This is a genomic window from Synechococcus sp. MU1655, from assembly GCF_023630655.1.
Taxonomy (GTDB): Bacteria; Cyanobacteriota; Cyanobacteriia; order PCC-6307; family Cyanobiaceae; genus Synechococcus_C.
Genome location: NZ_JAKUHK010000002.1, coordinates 1 through 17,291 on the forward strand (window position 1 = coordinate 1; position 17,291 = coordinate 17,291).

Consider the following 17,291-nt stretch of genomic DNA (forward strand, 5'->3'; position numbering starts at 1 on the left):
TTAAGGCAGTGTCGCTAGGAATACCCTCAACAACATCATTCAGGATTTGTTGGGGATCTTCTGTGCGTGGATTATCAGACGTCACCACCACAGCATCAGCAAGCTCTGCCGCAATCGCAGCCATCTGAGGACGCTTGCCACGATCTCTATCACCACCACAGCCAAACACACAAATCAGCTTGCCGTCTGCAAAGGGCCGACAGGCGTTGAGGGCGCTGCTTAAGCCATCTGGAGTGTGGGCATAATCCACCAAGACAGTGGGCAGCTCTCCCCCCTTTCCGTCCACAACCACCCGTTCCATCCGACCAGGAACGCCCTTGAACGTACTGATGGCTTCAAGAAGCGCCTCCAAAGGGAGCCCCTGCTGAAGCAAGACTCCAACCGCCTGCAACAGGTTCATCACATTGAAGCGACCGAGCAGAGGCGATTGGAAGGAGCCCTCACCCAAAGGACTCAACAGGCGGCCTTCGACCCCAGAAGAGCCCATCACCAAATCAGACATGGTCAGTTCTGCATGCGCTGAACCCTCAGCTAACGAACTCCGCCAACAGCGATCGCCCAAACGCTCAGCTAATTGTTTCCCCCAAGGGTCATCGATATTGACCACAACCTGAGCCCCCTGACCAGCCATGAGAGGTGGTGCAAACAGCCGAGCTTTGGCTTCGAAATAAGACGCCATCGTCTCGTGGTAATCGAGATGGTCCTGCGTGAGATTGGTAAACACCGCGCCGGAAAAACGGCATCCAGCCACCCGATGCTGATCAAGTGCATGGGAGCTCACCTCCATGGCCGTTAACTGAGCTCCAGCGGCATAGGCCTCAGCGAGTTGCGCTTGCAGCCGATCCGCTACGGCTGTGGTGTGTGTCGCCGTCACACTGTGACCAGGCCAGCGATTGAGAAGGGTTCCAAATAGAGCAGAGGGGCGTCCACAGGCCGAACTCAAATGTTCAATCAGATGGGTGGTGGTGGTTTTGCCATTGGTGCCCGTGACCCCAATCAAACCAATGCGCTCACTGGGGTGCTTCCAAAAAGCTGCCGTCAGCTCACCGGCCCAACGAGCAACCGGATCAGGCACCACCACCACCGCATCGCTTGGCTCAGGGGGCAGAGTTGCTGCTGCCGTAGAGCCAATCAGGACCGCGGAAGCCCCATCAGCAAGGGCCTTGGGCCAAAAGCTGCCGCCATCCACACGCCCGCCAGGAAGGCCGATAAACACACTCCCAGGCCCCACGCAACGGGAATCACAGGTGATCGATTCGATCACTGCATCGGACAACCCCTGGGGCACAGGCAAACCCACCGAATGAAGCAAGGCGTGGAGTGTCTGGGTCATCGCTGGGTCACCACAGATGGGTTTTCTAATCCGAACCTGCCGCAGGGGCGCAAACCCGCTGCAACCAAGTGCGCAATCCATCCCCACTCAGTCTGGGAGACACGCGCGGAAGTTCCGTATCTCCTAGGACTAAAACGGGAACTTCCAGGTCAAAGCGGGCTCGCAATGACGCTGCACAGTCGGGAGCGTCAATATCCACCACAACGAGTGTGAGGGGATGAATGTCATCTTCAAGGTTGAGATCTCGCAAACGCTGTTCGAGGCCCTCACAGAGACAACAACCAGCCCTGCTATAGAGCAATAATCGCCGTGAATCAATCGGGGACGGGGTCACAGCCGCAGGGGGTAAAGGGATGGCAGCGCAGCAAACGACGCAGGGTTAACCAACCACCACGCCAAGGGCCATGGCGCTGAATCGCCTCGATCCCGTAAGCACTACAGGTTGGGGTAAACCGACAGCGAGGGCCGATCAAGGGTGAAATCCAAGTGCGATAGATGCCGATCAAGCCGAGCATCAACCGGCTGACCCATGTCTCGATCACGGCCAACAGACCAAATGGATGGTTTCATCTTAACGAAGTGTGCTTAAACGCAAAATATTTTGATCAACAATCAGGGATTATCGTTTCAACATCCTGTAGTGCTTTTTATACGTGGCACGAAGAAAGCAGATTGGTGCATTTTTTGCAGCATTACTAGCCTTCTGCCTGTGGATAGGAGGCCATTATTCGCCCTCAATCGCAGTTGAATATATCCCTGGACAAGCGAACAGAATCAAAGATTTATCTCAGCTCAATATTTCCGAATACGGGTGCCCAGAGAAAGAGCTGTTACCCACACATCCATTGGCACCACCGCAACCAATCTCAAAGCTCAAACCCATTCCTGTGGGAGTCAGCATCCACATCAATGAATTGCCTTCAATCTCCGATACACACAATAATTTTCAGCTTGATGGATTACTGACTTCCACATGGTGCGATCCACGCATCATCAGCAATCTCCCAGAAAATGAAGATAAACTCGTTCTGTTCAACTCCGCTGCAGAAGACTGGATGGGATCCCATTGGGTTCCTCAACTTGAATTTACAAATCGCGTCAGCGAAGCCTTTTACCAAACTCAAACCATCACACTGCATCGCAGTGGAGCAGTGGAAAGGAAAGCGCGTTTTGAGGAAGGACTTGGCTCAGAATTTAGACTCGAAAAATTCCCTTTTGACCAGCAACTCCTGCACTTATATGTACAATCCTTTAGCTGGGACAAGACTGTTCTCAAGCTAGTCGAACTTGGAGATGTCGTAAGCCTAAGCAAAAACTCCAAGCTTCCAGAATGGAAAATCAAAAATTTAGGGTATGTGATTCGCAACCATGACGACCCCGAGCAAGGAAGCAATGAATTCTCAAGATTATCAGCGACGATAACAATCTCAAGGCGGTCAGGCCACTTTATTTACAAGATATTCCTGCCCTTAGGGATCCTCACCTTCACAAGCATCTTTTTCCTGGCCATCCCCTTAGAGGCATTTGCGGACAGATTGGCATTTATTTCCGGACTGCTATTTACAACTCTTGCTTACCAAATCATTATCACCAGCTCAGTACCAAGAGTCCCCTATCTAACCCTAGGCGATACTTATACAATCTTCCTATTCGTGTTTATGGTTTCAGAAGTCTTCATCGCTTATTACATCTCACAAACAATTGCGAAAGAAGGCGCAGAACGCGTTCCAACACTCGAAAGAATCATGGAAATCTTCCTTCCAGCGACCTTCTTAGCCTCTCAAGGGCTTTTTGCTTGGATTGCCCTCAGTTAAAAAAGACCAGAAGGCAATTGAACCAATACAAAGAATCTTGAGGCTCACTTCAAGGAATCACGAAGGCTAGAAATCCATCGAGACAACACACCAAACTCATCTTGACGTTGACGCAGATGCTTTGAATCGTCATCGGCCTCGCAAGACTGATCACTCACAAGTCGCAAGACTTGTCTTAGTGGACGAGCGATAAGAGCTTCAAAGAAGCGTTTACCAACCACAACTACAGCCAAAGACATGAGTCCAACAGCCAAGACAAGCAGAAGGACAAAACGCGCTGGAGACGGCAAACCAGAGTCAATCGGAAGTGATACGATCTGAGCACCAACAACATCACCCAGCTTCCATCCAAATCCATTCTTATCTCCATAGGCAATTAGTTGGCTTTTAGGAGCCCTATCGGGTGTTGAGTGACAGGCCAAACAACTTTCTTTCGAGAGCCGAATGGGCTTCGCGAGAAAATATTGATTATGATCACTATTATCATTTAGAACACCGCTAATCTCCCTTAAACGAGGGTTGTCTTCAAACCGAGCAATAATTTCCGCTTCAGTAGCACTCGCACGATCCGAAGGACTTGTTGGATTGAGTGCAGCTTCTCGATATTGGAAATCAGAATACGCATGATTCAATCTTAGATACTCGAACACCTTTGTGGCAGAATAACTTGGAACAGCTTCAGGCATAAATGCCGCATCAGAAGAGTCATTGATAGGAGCAATCAATGGATTAATTTTTCTAGATGTATATTCACGCACAGCCAACATCACGTCCATCACCTGCGAGGCCTGAAAGCGAACATAGGTTCTCGTAACCAAGGTATACCCCGAGACAATTAAAATAATTGCTAAAATAAAAGCAACAAACTGCAGCCCAACAAAACGGAGAAGAAAACCAGTAAGAACTGACGAGGATTGGTTAGTTTTCACAAGGAAAAATATTCATTCATTGAACCCAAAATGTGTATGGGCTCCTTTGAGAAACGCCTTTTCGAGGCAAGGCAAGCCTAGGAGTATATTAAGTGGTTCTTGTCGAACGTCTCGCACCGTCTGCTTTCGGTGAGCACAGGCAGAGTCGACACGAACAACCCACTACCGATCTCAATCGACCTATGTCCAGATACCGCGGCCCTCGCCTGAGGATCACGCGGCGCTTGGGAGACCTACCCGGTCTCACCCGGAAGGCCGCAAAACGGTCCTATCCACCCGGTCAGCACGGCCAAGCCCGTCGCAAGCGCTCCGAATACGCGATCCGCTTAGAAGAAAAGCAAAAGCTTCGCTTCAACTACGGCGTTTCTGAACGCCAACTCGTGCGCTACGTCAAGAAAGCGCGTGCTCAGGAGGGTTCAACAGGAACCAACCTGCTCAAATTGCTCGAGAATCGTCTCGACAATGTTTGCTTCCGCATTGGATTTGGTCCAACCGTGCCCGGCGCCCGCCAGCTGGTAAACCATGGCCACGTCACCGTGAATGGACGGGTCACCGACATCGCCAGTTATCAGTGCAAGGCCGGTGATGTGATCGCTATTCGCGAACGCAAGTGCAGCAAACTGCTTGCCGAAGCGAATCTTCAATTCCCTGGACTGGCCAACGTGCCTCCTCACCTTGAGCTCGACAAACCCAAGCTCAGCGCCAAAGTGATTGGCCGCGCTGAACGCGAATGGGTAGCCCTTGAGATCAACGAACTCCTGGTTGTGGAGTACTACTCAAGAAAGGTCTGATGTTCAATCCCGGATTTCGATCTGGGACTGTTCTCATTCCATTTCAATTCCTGTTGGCCTTGGACACGAAGCCAGCAGGTTTTTTTTTGCCAACACTTGCAGTCAAGGACCATCAGATCGTTGAAGCATGAACGCTATACCAAGCGATGATTAGGCTTCTTCAGCAAGGCAAAGACGAAAGAAAAGGTTCTAAGAATCCCCGAATCCATTCGGTTTTTTCGAAGATTTCTTGTTCTTGGCCTTTTTCATAGCAGCAGGAGGCTTTTCAGGGGGTTCATTATCCTTAAAAAAGACTCCGTCCAGCCATACAGTGATGATATAAACAACAATTAAAACCGGAATCAACACAGCCCATTGATTTGGAAATTCATAAGGAATCTGCTGAATGCCAAAAATCGCCAAATAACCGGTGATTAAAGTAAATATAAAACGGCGGATACTAGCTTGATTCAAAAGAAAATCTCAAAACAATCACACTATAACGCTCCCCAACAAGACCTTCAACAATCTCAATTATTCTTGCCACAACATTGTTCTTTCATCCGTCATGGATGCTTTGACTGCGAGACACTTTTGCTCACACAACCCTGACTGTCAGTAGAGATTGAGCACTCTGGATCCTTATCGCCATATTGACTAGGCTCTCGCATAGCCCAATACTCGTCGACAACACCAAGCAAATAAACCACGGCTTTTTTGAGTGATTTCCTCAGACCCATGGAATTTAGCCTTTTCAAGTACTGTGGCAAAAAATTGCTGGTCGTGCAATCAATAACACACAACCCTTTGCACAGAACAACGAGGTAGAACCCACGAACGGAGCAATAGATTGGGTTCACTCGTCAGATCATCTAGCCCATAGACCAATGGAGGTCGTTTAAAGACGAAAGAATCAATATTTAAACTCCATAGAGCGATGACTATAATCAGCACCTATCAGCAAATCATTGCAACAACAGAATGATTCAATCTAGGCCAGTCCTAACAGCTGCTCTCTTTGATCAAGCGTTATCTAATGCCTCACTAACCACCGAGGAAGAAGCTTTCATCGAATTCGTGAGATATACAGGAGTAATAGACGAATTGACGCTGAGGAAAGGCTTATCCCTACCCGCTAAACCCCCGGCCCTCTGCAGACTTTCAGACATCTGCGAGAAGATTGGAGCCGTCATTCCTGATCATTTCAATGCTGTAATGAGATGGTCAGCAGAACAAAGTCAAGACAAAATTGCCTGGAAGGGAAACTTGATTTGCAATATCGCCTTTAACAGTGATGGCATCGAACTTTCACCCAATGCCGGCACAACCTTGTACTACACCTATGTTGTGCATCAAGAACTATTCATCGGATTGGGCTTTTAGGCAGTCATCACACAAACCTGATTTATGGCTCAACATCTTGCCCCCAAACAGGTGGAACCTGCGTCCAACCGATTTCAATCAATCGATTCCATTGCGTCTCTGCATCCTTTCGTGGCAGATGTTTTCTGCTCTTCAACAAGGCGGACTGTCCGTTTGGCATCCCCCTTCCATAATCCACAAAGACACGAGGATCATTCGCATCAGATTGCTCATCTCGATGAAAGCGCATTGCCCAATAACCGCAGCCATCAATCAACCACCCGTCCGCACAAACATCGGCAAAGCAACCAAGACACATTGACAACAGAATAGACGACTTTAGATAATCACCCTCTTCCTACCAACACCTCGTGACGAGTTATACAGACAGACAATATTTGCAGTCAGCTAGTATTAAATGAACGTGCTCATGCCTCATCCGCAAGAACGCTTAACGGGATTAGAGCTGATGATAATACCCATGCGTTGATGGTCACTCTCGTGCAAGCGAATGAGCTTACAAGCAGGAAGATTTACAAGATCTTCAAGAGCAACAACTTCAATTGTCAACTCAATATCTTTAAAGCAAGCCCGCCAGAGTTAGCCACAGTTTGGATACATAACGGCGGAATGTGGTGGATGATCGAAGGAGTGTGGAGAAACCAAAATCACGAAAGCGACCAAGACGAATACGAAATTGACATTCAATTTAAAGCGCAAATCTTGTTCGAAGATCGAAACAGCTGCAAGCTTGTTATCAATAGAATCAGCAAGCTTTTACTCGGAGCAAAAACGTATTTATGCGGAAGCAAAGATTTTTCCAGACCAGTCCCTTTGCTCATCATTCATACCATTCCATTGATTTCGGACGACGAGATCGAAGAGCAACTCATCATGAATCAATTTTACCAGTTTAAATCCGCTGTATGCCACTCAATCGGATGCGAAGCCAAGCAAGAAACTTGAAATCTCACGCATAGATCCAAGGCATCAGGAGGATCGTCTTCCATTTAGCGAATCAGAGTTGCCTTGAAAAAGCCAAGACCCAACCCCATACCCTTGGGCTTATCTTCCAAAAATGTGATCGCCAATTCAAAATCCATCAAACCCTTCTCTTCAATAAAATCTCGTGAAAGCTGGCCACGTTGTTGATCAAGGTAACGCCCATGGATCTCTTCTTTATTCTTACTTAAAAACCCAACAATCTCTTGGAGAACATGATCTCTCCATTCATCCTTATCGCTTTGCAGAACCTGGCTTTCCTTCATGAGAGATCACAAAATCGTCTAAACGCTAAGACGACGTAAGCCACATTGCACGACCGAGGCTCCGCATTTTTCAAAGACAAACTCGAGTCAGCGGCGTTCCCGCAAAGCTGGGGCTGATCACTCCTCAGGGAAGCGATCAATCACGCAGAGATCTGCAGCGAAGTCAGCAAGAAACACACCGATCACTGACATCTTCAAAACCAAAACAACCATTGCGAGCCCTGAACCCTGCGATGCCTCACCTAGAAAGCCAACAAACACGCTTAACAACAGACCGTTTAATAGCCTTCAGGTAGATCGCATCAACGCCTTGCAGCGTCCTGTCCCAGAACCGGCGACAGCCACCCGGGCCATTCACCACGGCGAAAGCTTCGCCAGCGAAACCGGCACGGTGATGCCACCCATCTACGCCACATCCACCTTTGAGCATGGCAACCCAGGCGGATTCGATTACACCCGCTCGGGCAACCCCAATTTCCGCATCCTTGAAGGCGTTCTGGCCTCTGTTGAGGCATGCACCCACGCCACGGTGTTTGGTTCGGGAGTCAGCGCGATTACCGCGATTGTCTCCACCCTGAGCCAGGGAGATCTGGTGCTCTGCGAAGAAAACCTCTACGGCTGCACCGTGCGCTTGTTCGAGCAGGTGTTTGCCAAGTTCGGGGTGCGCACCGAATGGGTTGATTTCACCAATCCCAGTTCTGTGGCCCGCATCGAGGAGCAGCGGCCAGCGATGGTCTGGCTGGAGAGTCCCACCAACCCACTGCTCAAGGTGATTGACCTCGATGCAGTCTGCAGCGCGGCCCGCTCCGCAGGCGTGCCCGTTGTGGTCGACAACACGTTCGCCACCGCCTTGGTGCAACGTCCTTTGGCACTCGGCGCCACCCTCTCACTCACCAGCACCACGAAATACATCAACGGGCATTCGGATGCCCTCGGTGGTGTGGTTTGCACCGATCAGCCCAGCTGGCATCAAAAGATGGTGTTTGCCCAAAAAGCATTGGGGCTGATGCCCTCACCCTTCGACTGTTGGCTGATCACCAGGGGCATCAAAACGCTGCCCCTGCGCCTGAACCAACAGATGGCGAATGCGGCTGCGGTGGCGGATCACTTGGCATCCCATCCCGCTGTGTCTTGGGTGCGCTATCCCGGACGAGACGATCACCCTCAGAGGGCTGTGGCCTTGCGCCAAATGAACGGAGGCGGAGCAATCGTGACGATTGGATTAAATGCGAGTCGTGAACAGGCCTATGCCGTGTGCAAAGCCCTGCGTTGGTTCACGATGGCCGAAAGCCTTGGCGGAGTTGAGAGCTTGATCTGCCATCCAGCCACCATGACCCACGCCGCCGTTTCTTCCGAGATCAAAGCAGCCCTAGGCATCAGCGACGGGCTGATTCGGCTATCCCTTGGCTGCGAAGACATCCGTGACCTGTTGATCGATCTTGATCACGCGCTCACCCTGCTCCCGTGAGTTCCCGCGACCTCCTGCGCAACCCATGCTGGCAAGGCGAGGACCTTGGCCATCCCTTGCCGGACAGCACCCATGCCGTGTCCGTTGCCCTACCGCGCTGGCGCGATGTCATCGCCTACGAAGACAACGATCCGCAGTGCCGGTCGCAATTGCGAGCGTTGTATCCACGCTTTGCTCTCCATCCTTTAGTTGCAGAGGTTGCTCAACAAGCATTAGCGATGCTCCCCACCGGGATGAACTCCCCGGGATCCAGTGCTTGGCCCTACCCCAACGGGGCTGCCGCCCAGCTCGCCCAACAGCATTGCCGTCGGCAGACTCCGAGTGCTTCCACCCAAATCGTGGATCAGCTCGGACTCGCCGTCTTGATTGCTAACGCCGAAGCGAGCCCCCATGCCAAGGCTTTCTGGCAACACGCTGGTTTAGGCGCCTCATCGCGACGGGCCGCGATCAGCTTGAACAAGGAGGCAGCACCAGCGGCGGGAGCCGCTCATCGAGCCAAGGCTCTCGTGATCGAGCGACTAGCCGCCATCTATGGATGTGACACCCAGCAGTTCAGCCTGCACCCCTCCGGGATGGCGGCTCTACACACGGCTCTGCAATGGCTCACAACCATGCGGCAAGGGCGCCCCACCCTGCAAATCGGCTTCCCCTACGTCGATGTGCTGAAGCTGCCTCAGGTGGTGTTTGCCGGAAGCGAATTACTGCTCGACAGCAGCAGCGCAGCCATGGAAGCCGCTCTTGATCGCATCGATCCAGCAGCGGTGATTGTGGAACTACCCAGCAATCCCCTTCTGCAATGCGTGGACCTCCCAACTCTCGCCCGCTTGGCTCATGCCCGAGGGATTCCAGTGATCGCAGACGACACGATCGGATCTTGCTTGAACATCGATCCCCTGCCTTATGCAGACCTGATCTTCAGTTCACTCACCAAAAGTTTTGGCGGTCGGGGGGATGTGTTGGCCGGAGCCCTGGTTGTGAGCCCGCACTCCCGCTGGGAGCAAACCTTTCAGAATCAACACTCACCCGCAGGGTTCACCGGCCTTGACGATGGCGATGCAATCGCCCTGGAACAAGGAAGCCGCGATGTCCAGGCACGCGTTCCTCAACTGAATCGCCATGCCCAAGCCCTAGCCAAAAAGCTCAGCAGTCACCCGGCGGTGGCGCGTGTGTATTACCCCGATCAATGCCCCAATTTCCGCAGCCTCATGCGCCCCGGCGCCGGACATGGCTGCCTGCTCTCTTTCGAGCTCAAGGGCGGTAGCGATCAAGCCCGAGTTGTTTACGACGGGTTGTCGGTCTGCAAAGGGCCAAGCCTGGGCACACCGTTCAGCTTGGTGTGTCCCTATGTGCTTTTGGCTCACTACGACGAACTGGCCTGGGCCCAGGCTTGCGGCGTTCCCTCTCACCTCCTACGTGTCTCGGTCGGGCTCGAACAACCCGAGGAGCTTTGGCAACGGTTTGAGCGCGCCCTCTCTCCGTCGAGCCCCTAAAAGCGAAAACGCAAACTCGCTACAGCGGCTTGAGTTTGAAGATCAATCTCTGTACCTGCAATCGCGAGCTTGGATCGGCCTGCAGGCCGAACAAGTTTGGCGGATCCTGCATTGGTTTTCACCGTTCCAAGATCGGTCCAGCGATAGGCCAGGTCAAGGTCAAGCCTCTCGCTGAGAGGGATGCTCACACCAGCCGTGAGCAAATAGGCGAATGACGTGGATCTCCCTCCAGAGGTCACCGTGACGGCATCACTGGAAATCGCTGGGAATCGATAGGTGACATCAGAAAGAGACGTCCGAGCAGCACCAAGACCAGCACCGATAAACGGACGGACCGTTGCCAGGGAAGGTCCATCCACGTACAGCACTCCAAATCCAGCTAACCCATTCCCAGACGCACTAACAGGCTGATTCGAGCCTGCTCCGAGGAAATTACTTTGCGCGGATACGTTGAGCTGGGGCGACCAGTTGAGTAAGGCCTCCGTCCGCAGCCATGACGTCCAGCGATACCCGATCGCTGCATCCACCACGGGGGCCTGATCAAAACCGCCATAGGCACCAAGGCTTCGTCCGTCATCGCCTGGCCCACATCCAAACAACGCTGGCGGTGAGGTACTTGAACACCTTTGATCCTTTAGCGCACTCGTCTCCGGCCATTGCACGCCTGCACCCAAGCGGAGGTAAGGGCCACGCGCCTGCTCTTCAGACTCTGCCAAAACAGCAGCAGGCGAGACAGCGACCGATGAGAGAGCGACCGAGGCGAAGGCCAAAAAGGACGCGTAGCAAGTGTTCATTGGAAGCCAAAAAATGATCGAGTCGACATAGTCAAAACCACATCAACAGACATCGAAGTCTTAATAAGGCCTGAAGCTGGAATGAAGTGCCAATCCTGGCAATTAAATTTCTAGAAAATAATTCCAGCCTCATGTCCCGCGTCTACGCCGATAACAGCCAAGCCATAGGCAACACCCCGCTCGTTCGCCTTAACCACGTCACCAAGGGTTGCAAGGCCACCGTTTTGGCCAAAATCGAAGGCCGCAACCCCGCCTACAGCGTGAAGTGCAGAATCGGCGCCAACATGATTTGGGACGCTGAAAAGCGTGGTGTTCTCTCCGAAGGGAAAACCATCGTGGAGCCCACCTCAGGCAATACAGGCATTGCCCTGGCCTTCACTGCCGCGGCTCGTGGTTACAAGCTGATCCTCACGATGCCGGAATCGATGTCGATCGAACGTCGACGGGTGATGGCCGTGCTTGGCGCTGAACTGATCCTGACGGAAGCCGCCAAGGGCATGCCTGGTGCCATCGCTAAGGCCAAGGAGATTGCAGATAGTGATCCGTCCAAGTACTTCATGCCTGGACAGTTCGACAATCCTGCCAATCCAGAGATCCACGAAAAAACCACAGGTCCTGAGATCTGGGATGACTGCGATGGGGCGATCGATGTGCTCGTAGCCGGCGTTGGAACCGGTGGCACCATTACCGGAGTCTCGCGTTACATCAAGCAGGACAAAGGCAAGGCCATCACCTCGGTAGCCGTTGAGCCAAGCCACAGCCCTGTGATCACCCAAACAATGAATGGTGAAGCGCTCAAGCCCGGCCCACACAAAATTCAAGGTATCGGCGCTGGCTTCATTCCTAACAACCTCGATCTCTCCGTGGTCGATCGCGTTGAGCAGGTCACCAATGAGGAATCCATCGAAATGGCCCTGCGCCTGGCCCAGGAAGAAGGCCTCTTAGTAGGAATTTCCTGCGGCGCAGCAACCGCAGCAGCCATTCGCCTTGCCCAACAGGATGAATTTGCTGGTAAAACCATCGTGGTCGTTCTGCCTGACCTAGCTGAGCGTTATTTGTCTTCCGTGATGTTTGCGGACGTGCCCACCGGAATCATCGAAGAGCCAGTAAAAGCATAATAATCGTATAAGTTAAGATTCAGGACACAACCAGGCTCTGATTGAATTCTCAGAGCCTGTTAACAACATTCATCAACTCATTCGAACATATTCAAGCGACATAAAGCGATCATCAAGACGATCCAACGTCGAGAAGAATTAATTCTCAAATCCAATACACCATGGATTTCAATCAATAACTAAAAACTGTATATCCCCAGTCAGACAGCGAGAAGTAATTGAGCTGTTGAACCTTGACAGTTTCCTCCGCTTTACGTGCCCTTACCCCAATAGAGAAGGGGCTATCAGGATCCTGAATTAAAAAGTTTCCGTCAGGATCAAGCTCCGAGATCGGCAAAACATTCACACGAGAAAACGATTCCGCTCCATTGCTTTCAGAGATTGCCGTGGTTGCGGTGGAATTACCAACCCCTTTTCCATAGGATCGGGAAAATGTCCATCCAGTAACTTGCGGGACCCTTTGCGTCGATCCAGGAAGAGAAGCAAAAGAAAAAACCAGTGATATTACAGCAAAAGAGCAAAAACAGACAGATGAAAACTTAGACAAATGAATCTCCCGGGAAGACACTAATCAGACCCCCTCAAGTGATTAATGGTCAAAAAAAACAAAGACATCTTTGACAAAGAATCATACAGTTACTTTAGCCAATACCCACGTTGCCCGCACAACCACAAAGGACACATCGAATCAAAACAAGGCGCCATCGAGTCTTGGACACATTGAAGATCAAGTCGCAAAACATCTGGATTACAAGAGCGCAGCAACGATCAGAGCCACAAAAACAAACGAGACATTTTCAGAAGAAAAAATAGTATCCTCTTCTGCAGACAAACGCCATCAAGATTATCAAAAAACGGAGGGCGAGCTCAACGTAGGCGTTATCAAATTTTCTGGTATTTCAATCGATGGTTCAGCAATCGAGGGAGCTTCAATCAATGGAGAAGATTGTGGCTCAGGTTGAGCACAAGAGGAAGTTCCTCCACCATCAAAAGTACATTGAGTAGTTTGCACATTAGCGCTGTTTTGATTAGTACAAGAAGTAGTGCCAGAGTTATTAACACAAACAAAACTTTGTCCCGAGGAGGCTTTACAACTCAGCGAGCCCCCTACATTCGCAACGCAAGTTAGGTCCTGATCTCCCTCCCATCCAACGCATGTAGTCGTTTGATCGCCATTCGAAGTACAGTAAACATCAAAACTATTCGATTTAACAGGATTCTGAGAAGCGATTATCGCCAAAAAGAGAACAGCCAAAGGCTTCGCAATCGACTTCACCAAGAAAGTATATTGAGCCATAATCATTTAAAGTTCAAAAAAGAGGTGATTGACATTCATCAAGGCGATTGTGATGCACGCGCCCTCGGATAATTAAAATTTGGATTAACACCTGAACAGATTTGAGCAAATTGACCAGAAAGTGTTGCAAACTTCAGAAGCTCAACACACTTCAGAGCAGTTACAAGATTGATATCTGCCTGCGTCTTTCTCGCCTCTGCTTGAGCTCTTGCAACTTGACTTTCCAAAGCGGAGACTTGTGCTTTACCAATCTTTTTACAGATATCATGATTGGCGCCACCTATAGGGAAAGTGACTGTAACGCCCCCGCCATAGTTATCACTGTTAACCCTGGCACCAATGACATCTCCATCGCTGAGGCCTGATCCACTACCACCAAAGCCAGCAACCGAAAGTGTTGGAGTAGGGCAGTTAATACCTGGGCCAAAACCATAAAACGAACTGGTATTAATTTGAGAATTATTTTGGTTATTCACTGTTGTTCCGGCAGACGTAGCCCTAGAACTTGAGGTGGCTGATGGAGAAGACTGGGCAAAGGCCGTATTTGGAGGACCAGAAAGGCCAACCAATCCAACCAAGAGAAGAGATATGGCGCTTGAAGATCGCATTATGCCCTGGATTTTTAAGATTTTAGTCCGAGAACGAAAAAACAATCGTTATGTTCGAATTTCAAGAAATACAGGCTTTCTCCGGCTTCCACCAATGACCAATGACCCTCCCTAGGCGCACAGCAAAGCCGCCTTCAATCATGGTCAATCACTCTGGCGCAAAAGAGTAAAAGCGCAAAAGAGTAAAAGTGAAAAAACGCAAAAACGCAAAAGGAATAAAGGCAACTAAGTTCATACGAAACGACGTTTTTTTTGCTAAGAAATATTCAGAAATCCCGTCAAAACCTTGGAATAGCCTGAGCGGATACTTAAAAAAGCCTGACGAAACGCTATAACAATATCTTCAGAATTCATATTTTCTTGGGTTTTGAAGGTTCACTCGCTTCACTCTCCATTGACTAACCACATCAAGCTCATCGCGAAGGTATCGGTCGCTGCCACCCTTTTAGCGGTGTCTGTAGCCGGTAGAACTGCAGAAGCTCAAAGTCTGAGTACGAACCAGATCATCACCATTCAAGGCGGCGCAACATACGGCTTGGAATACGGGGAATCGTTTAATGTTTCTTCACCACAAATCACGCAAAAGGGCCACGTCTTCAGGCCCTTTGAAACAACGGTGGGGACTCCAATCGCCCTTGGTGGACCACGGGTACAAGGCGCTAACCCCGTGTCTGTTGGCAATGTAGGTCAAGCCACTCTGACCTTGACATTTGATCGCGATGGATTTCTTCCGATCCAAGAATGCTCAACACCTAAAGCTGGTTGCGACCCTACATTTGATGCAATGACTGGGCAGACTGATTTCACTCCTTTAAACAATCTTGAAAATGTCGTTGGAGATGGATCAATTACTGCTCTTGCTGGCATCACTCCCTTAGGCGGTGATCAGCTTGCTGGAGGCACACTCACAACCAATCTTCCATCAAATATACGCTTGAATCAAGACACAAAAACTGGCTTACCAGGCATAGAATTTGTGACATTTGAGCCAACAGAATCAGCTGGTTCCAGCGTCACTCAAAACGCGGCGTCGATCACTTCGACACTGACAGGAACTAGCGCAATATCTGCTTCAGTCTCTGCCCAATCGAATATCATGAACTCACTGACAGTCTTTGATCAATAGTTCAACGACTTAAAGAAAAATGAATCCAAGGTGGCCTTACGGCCACTTTTTTTTGTAAATAAGCTGTATTCAATGTATGGCTCTCAAGTGATGAGATTTTTCCATTGGAAAGAAAGAGTCTTGACTGCTTTAGCAATCTAAGTTGTTAGTTTTAGGCGAATAGATTCCTAAAAGCCTAATGCTCTTGGAGTCACAAACTCAGATTCGATCAAACCACTCACCCTTGGAAAAACACTACGCAGGGCATTTGCAGCGGCTCCGGTGACAACAACAGGCAGAATTTCTGTTCTCACGACAGATGCTGAACGTGTTTCTTCAAAAACACTTGTGGATTCGATCAGCGGATTTGCATCTTCTGTCTTTAAAGAAAATGGCAAGCCTTGATCTTTAATAATCCAAATGGTTGATCGACTGAAAACTCTAGAATTGTCATTAGGAACCACATTTTCACCATCTACAAAAAACTGATTGGTTTGGATTGTGCTTTGCAAAAAAGATCGCCCCATCGATCCACTGGCTACGACAGGATTTCTATAGCCCAAACTAACCTGTGCGTGAGACGAAGCCGCGAAAGCAAACCAAGCAGGAATGGCTAAAATCCAAGAATATTGCCAAAATCTATTAGTGAATAAAGTCATTGACCTGTATTTGAGCTGAAAACACTTGGCAAGAGGGATGAAAATACACTTAATGATTGACCCGAAGCAGAGTGATTTGTACGATTTTGAGATTGATACATCATGCCACGATAAACCGCCAAAGTACCTCCTACACGAACAGATACGGTGGTTTTACCATTGAGATCAATGGTGCTACGAGACAAACCAGGGGAGAGAAGATGCTGATGTACAGTGCCATCTTTGTTCATTTCTCTCATGCGTTCTGGCACACCATTAATCATCACACTGTCGTTAAGCATCATCTGAATAGGACCAGCCTCTCTCTGGACAATCGTATTGAGGTCGCCAGAATAAGTAAGCCCAACATTACTGCCAATTTCAAGCCCCCCTCCATTCACGAAGCTGTAATAAGCTAAATTACTAGTAGTTGTGGAAACAGAAGCTCGTTGAGCCTCTGCACCCTTGGGGAAAGCCGCAGATGCCAAGGCTAATAATGCGATAGAAACTAAAGCAGAAGGCCAAGCATCAAACAATGATGTTTTGATCTGCGACATAATAATAAATGCTGCCTTACTAAACAATTCAGAAAGCAGACATATCATTCATCACCGTATAGCTGTTGGTTCCAGTGACCTGCAGGCTACTAGCACCAATATTAGTGCCTAAAATATTTGCACCAATCGTACTTTCATTAGCGATTCCATTCTCATCTTGATAGGGATCAACCGTAATACTTGGGACTCCATCTTCAGAGTTTTGATTTAAAACAATGTTATTACTTGTTGATCCTTGAATGATTTGACCGCTCCCTGTAAGCTTTCCACCTTTAGGACTCAGATTGGTGACAGATGCTGAGAATGTTGCGACACCAGAGTTTGGGACAAGAAGTGGAGAGATTTTAATTGGCTTTGGCTTACCAAAACCTTTCAAACTTGAGGAAGACTTTTCTCCAGAAGTAGCAAATGGTGCAATCACTCCTTGATCACCACCACCTAAATTAGGGCCAGTAACTTCAAAACTCTGTCCCCAAGTGTTATTAAATTCTACCTGCGCACCAATGCTAGAGCTTTCGACGGCTTGCATGTTTTGTGCCTGCGCTGGGATTGCAGACAAAGCACATGTCCCAACCAAAGCAGCTGTTGCAAGAGTGAAGCGGAAACCTCTGACTTTGAGATCCGGGTATGCAGAGTAGTTCATGAATCAAATGAATAAGTCACTTTCGTTGTAAACAGGTGATTCTCACTGAACTAGGTATCTACAGTTATGAGGTATTGATAATTTGCACCAATGTGCA

General features: G+C 49.5%; 22 protein-coding genes. 9 read left to right on the plus strand and 13 right to left on the minus strand.

Going from position 1 to position 17,291, the window contains the following annotated elements; translation table 11 throughout:
* From NCN04_RS00185 to yidD, 3 genes are all read right to left on the minus strand, one after another.
* Positions 1-1,333, minus strand: a 1,333-nt coding sequence (locus tag NCN04_RS00185; protein WP_250394785.1) for a UDP-N-acetylmuramoyl-L-alanyl-D-glutamate--2,6-diaminopimelate ligase, incomplete at its 3' end; no start/stop codon positions are given.
* Positions 1,334-1,358: 25 nt separating this feature from the next.
* A complete protein-coding gene (locus NCN04_RS00190; protein ID WP_048345915.1) occupies positions 1,359-1,667 on the minus strand; it encodes a glutaredoxin family protein in 309 nt (102 codons plus the stop codon).
* Complete coding sequence (gene yidD, locus NCN04_RS00195; protein ID WP_048345914.1) at positions 1,648-1,884, minus strand: membrane protein insertion efficiency factor YidD; 237 nt, start codon at positions 1,882-1,884, stop codon at positions 1,648-1,650. Before yidD ends, NCN04_RS00190 begins: the two co-directional genes overlap by 20 nt.
* A gap of 102 nt (positions 1,885-1,986) precedes the next feature.
* On the opposite strand from yidD, the gene NCN04_RS00200 reads away from it, so the two are divergent.
* On the plus strand, positions 1,987-3,147 hold the full coding sequence (locus NCN04_RS00200; protein WP_250394786.1) for a ligand-gated ion channel: 1,161 nt from the start codon (positions 1,987-1,989) through the stop codon (positions 3,145-3,147).
* Positions 3,148-3,191: 44 nt separating this feature from the next.
* Here NCN04_RS00200 and NCN04_RS00205 read toward each other — a convergent pair whose 3' ends face one another.
* Positions 3,192-4,076, minus strand: a complete 885-nt coding sequence (locus NCN04_RS00205; protein ID WP_048345912.1) for a Tll0287-like domain-containing protein — start codon at positions 4,074-4,076, stop codon at positions 3,192-3,194.
* 182 nt (positions 4,077-4,258) lie between these two features.
* On the opposite strand from NCN04_RS00205, the gene rpsD reads away from it, so the two are divergent.
* Positions 4,259-4,867, plus strand: a complete 609-nt coding sequence (gene rpsD, locus NCN04_RS00210) for a 30S ribosomal protein S4 (protein ID WP_011618574.1) — start codon at positions 4,259-4,261, stop codon at positions 4,865-4,867.
* 189 nt (positions 4,868-5,056) lie between these two features.
* On the opposite strand, the gene NCN04_RS00215 is transcribed toward rpsD, so the two are convergent.
* A complete protein-coding gene (locus tag NCN04_RS00215) occupies positions 5,057-5,320 on the minus strand; it encodes a hypothetical protein (RefSeq protein ID WP_250394787.1) in 264 nt (87 codons plus the stop codon).
* 507 nt (positions 5,321-5,827) lie between these two features.
* Between NCN04_RS00215 and NCN04_RS00220 the strand changes: the two genes are divergently transcribed.
* Entirely contained in the window at positions 5,828-6,229 is a 402-nt protein-coding gene (locus NCN04_RS00220) for a hypothetical protein (RefSeq protein ID WP_048345910.1), read from the plus strand.
* A 22-nt stretch (positions 6,230-6,251) separates the two neighbouring features.
* Here NCN04_RS00220 and NCN04_RS00225 read toward each other — a convergent pair whose 3' ends face one another.
* The gene (locus NCN04_RS00225; RefSeq protein ID WP_048345909.1) at positions 6,252-6,527 is read right to left on the minus strand and encodes a DUF1651 domain-containing protein; all 276 of its coding nucleotides are present in this window, start codon (positions 6,525-6,527) and stop codon (positions 6,252-6,254) included.
* A 170-nt stretch (positions 6,528-6,697) separates the two neighbouring features.
* Here NCN04_RS00225 and NCN04_RS00230 point away from each other — a divergent pair, with 170 nt between their 5' ends.
* Positions 6,698-7,174 (plus strand): hypothetical protein, encoded by a 477-nt coding sequence (locus NCN04_RS00230; protein WP_250394788.1) that lies wholly within the window; start codon positions 6,698-6,700, stop codon positions 7,172-7,174.
* 44 nt (positions 7,175-7,218) lie between these two features.
* Here NCN04_RS00230 and NCN04_RS00235 read toward each other — a convergent pair whose 3' ends face one another.
* Positions 7,219-7,476 (minus strand): hypothetical protein, encoded by a 258-nt coding sequence (locus tag NCN04_RS00235; RefSeq protein ID WP_250394789.1) that lies wholly within the window; start codon positions 7,474-7,476, stop codon positions 7,219-7,221.
* A gap of 310 nt (positions 7,477-7,786) precedes the next feature.
* On the opposite strand from NCN04_RS00235, the gene NCN04_RS00240 reads away from it, so the two are divergent.
* Positions 7,787-8,944 carry a trans-sulfuration enzyme family protein gene (locus tag NCN04_RS00240; protein ID WP_250394790.1) on the plus strand — a complete coding sequence of 386 codons (1,158 nt, stop codon included), beginning with the start codon at positions 7,787-7,789 and terminating at the stop codon, positions 8,942-8,944.
* A complete protein-coding gene (locus NCN04_RS00245; protein WP_250394791.1) occupies positions 8,941-10,434 on the plus strand; it encodes a PLP-dependent transferase in 1,494 nt (497 codons plus the stop codon). Before NCN04_RS00240 ends, NCN04_RS00245 begins: the two co-directional genes overlap by 4 nt.
* Here NCN04_RS00245 and NCN04_RS00250 read toward each other — a convergent pair.
* Positions 10,431-11,228: an outer membrane protein gene (locus tag NCN04_RS00250; protein ID WP_048345904.1), complete on the minus strand. Its 798-nt coding sequence runs from the start codon at positions 11,226-11,228 to the stop codon at positions 10,431-10,433. The genes NCN04_RS00245 and NCN04_RS00250 overlap by 4 nt on opposite strands.
* Positions 11,229-11,359: 131 nt before the next feature.
* Between NCN04_RS00250 and cysK the strand changes: the two genes are divergently transcribed.
* Entirely contained in the window at positions 11,360-12,346 is a 987-nt protein-coding gene (gene cysK / locus NCN04_RS00255; RefSeq protein ID WP_250394792.1) for a cysteine synthase A, read from the plus strand.
* Between the two features lie 172 nt (positions 12,347-12,518).
* Here cysK and NCN04_RS00260 read toward each other — a convergent pair whose 3' ends face one another.
* Positions 12,519-12,914, minus strand: coding sequence for a hypothetical protein (locus tag NCN04_RS00260; RefSeq protein WP_250394793.1), 396 nt, complete (start codon positions 12,912-12,914; stop codon positions 12,519-12,521).
* A 49-nt stretch (positions 12,915-12,963) separates the two neighbouring features.
* On the opposite strand from NCN04_RS00260, the gene NCN04_RS00265 reads away from it, so the two are divergent.
* A complete protein-coding gene (locus NCN04_RS00265; RefSeq protein ID WP_250394794.1) occupies positions 12,964-13,308 on the plus strand; it encodes a hypothetical protein in 345 nt (114 codons plus the stop codon).
* Between the two features lie 373 nt (positions 13,309-13,681).
* On the opposite strand, the gene NCN04_RS00270 is transcribed toward NCN04_RS00265, so the two are convergent.
* Complete coding sequence (locus NCN04_RS00270; protein WP_250394795.1) at positions 13,682-14,119, minus strand: hypothetical protein; 438 nt, start codon at positions 14,117-14,119, stop codon at positions 13,682-13,684.
* A gap of 526 nt (positions 14,120-14,645) precedes the next feature.
* Between NCN04_RS00270 and NCN04_RS00275 the strand changes: the two genes are divergently transcribed.
* Positions 14,646-15,377 carry a hypothetical protein gene (locus NCN04_RS00275; protein ID WP_250394796.1) on the plus strand — a complete coding sequence of 244 codons (732 nt, stop codon included), beginning with the start codon at positions 14,646-14,648 and terminating at the stop codon, positions 15,375-15,377.
* A gap of 167 nt (positions 15,378-15,544) precedes the next feature.
* On the opposite strand, the gene NCN04_RS00280 is transcribed toward NCN04_RS00275, so the two are convergent.
* From NCN04_RS00280 to NCN04_RS00290, 3 genes are read right to left on the minus strand one after another with little or no spacing between them, the layout of a single operon-like run.
* Positions 15,545-16,015 (minus strand): hypothetical protein, encoded by a 471-nt coding sequence (locus NCN04_RS00280; protein ID WP_250394797.1) that lies wholly within the window; start codon positions 16,013-16,015, stop codon positions 15,545-15,547.
* Positions 16,012-16,599 (minus strand): hypothetical protein, encoded by a 588-nt coding sequence (locus NCN04_RS00285; protein WP_250394798.1) that lies wholly within the window; start codon positions 16,597-16,599, stop codon positions 16,012-16,014. The genes NCN04_RS00280 and NCN04_RS00285 overlap by 4 nt, the downstream gene beginning before the upstream one ends.
* A complete protein-coding gene (locus tag NCN04_RS00290) occupies positions 16,580-17,194 on the minus strand; it encodes a hypothetical protein (protein WP_250394799.1) in 615 nt (204 codons plus the stop codon). Before NCN04_RS00290 ends, NCN04_RS00285 begins: the two co-directional genes overlap by 20 nt.
* Positions 17,195-17,291 lie beyond the last annotated feature (97 nt).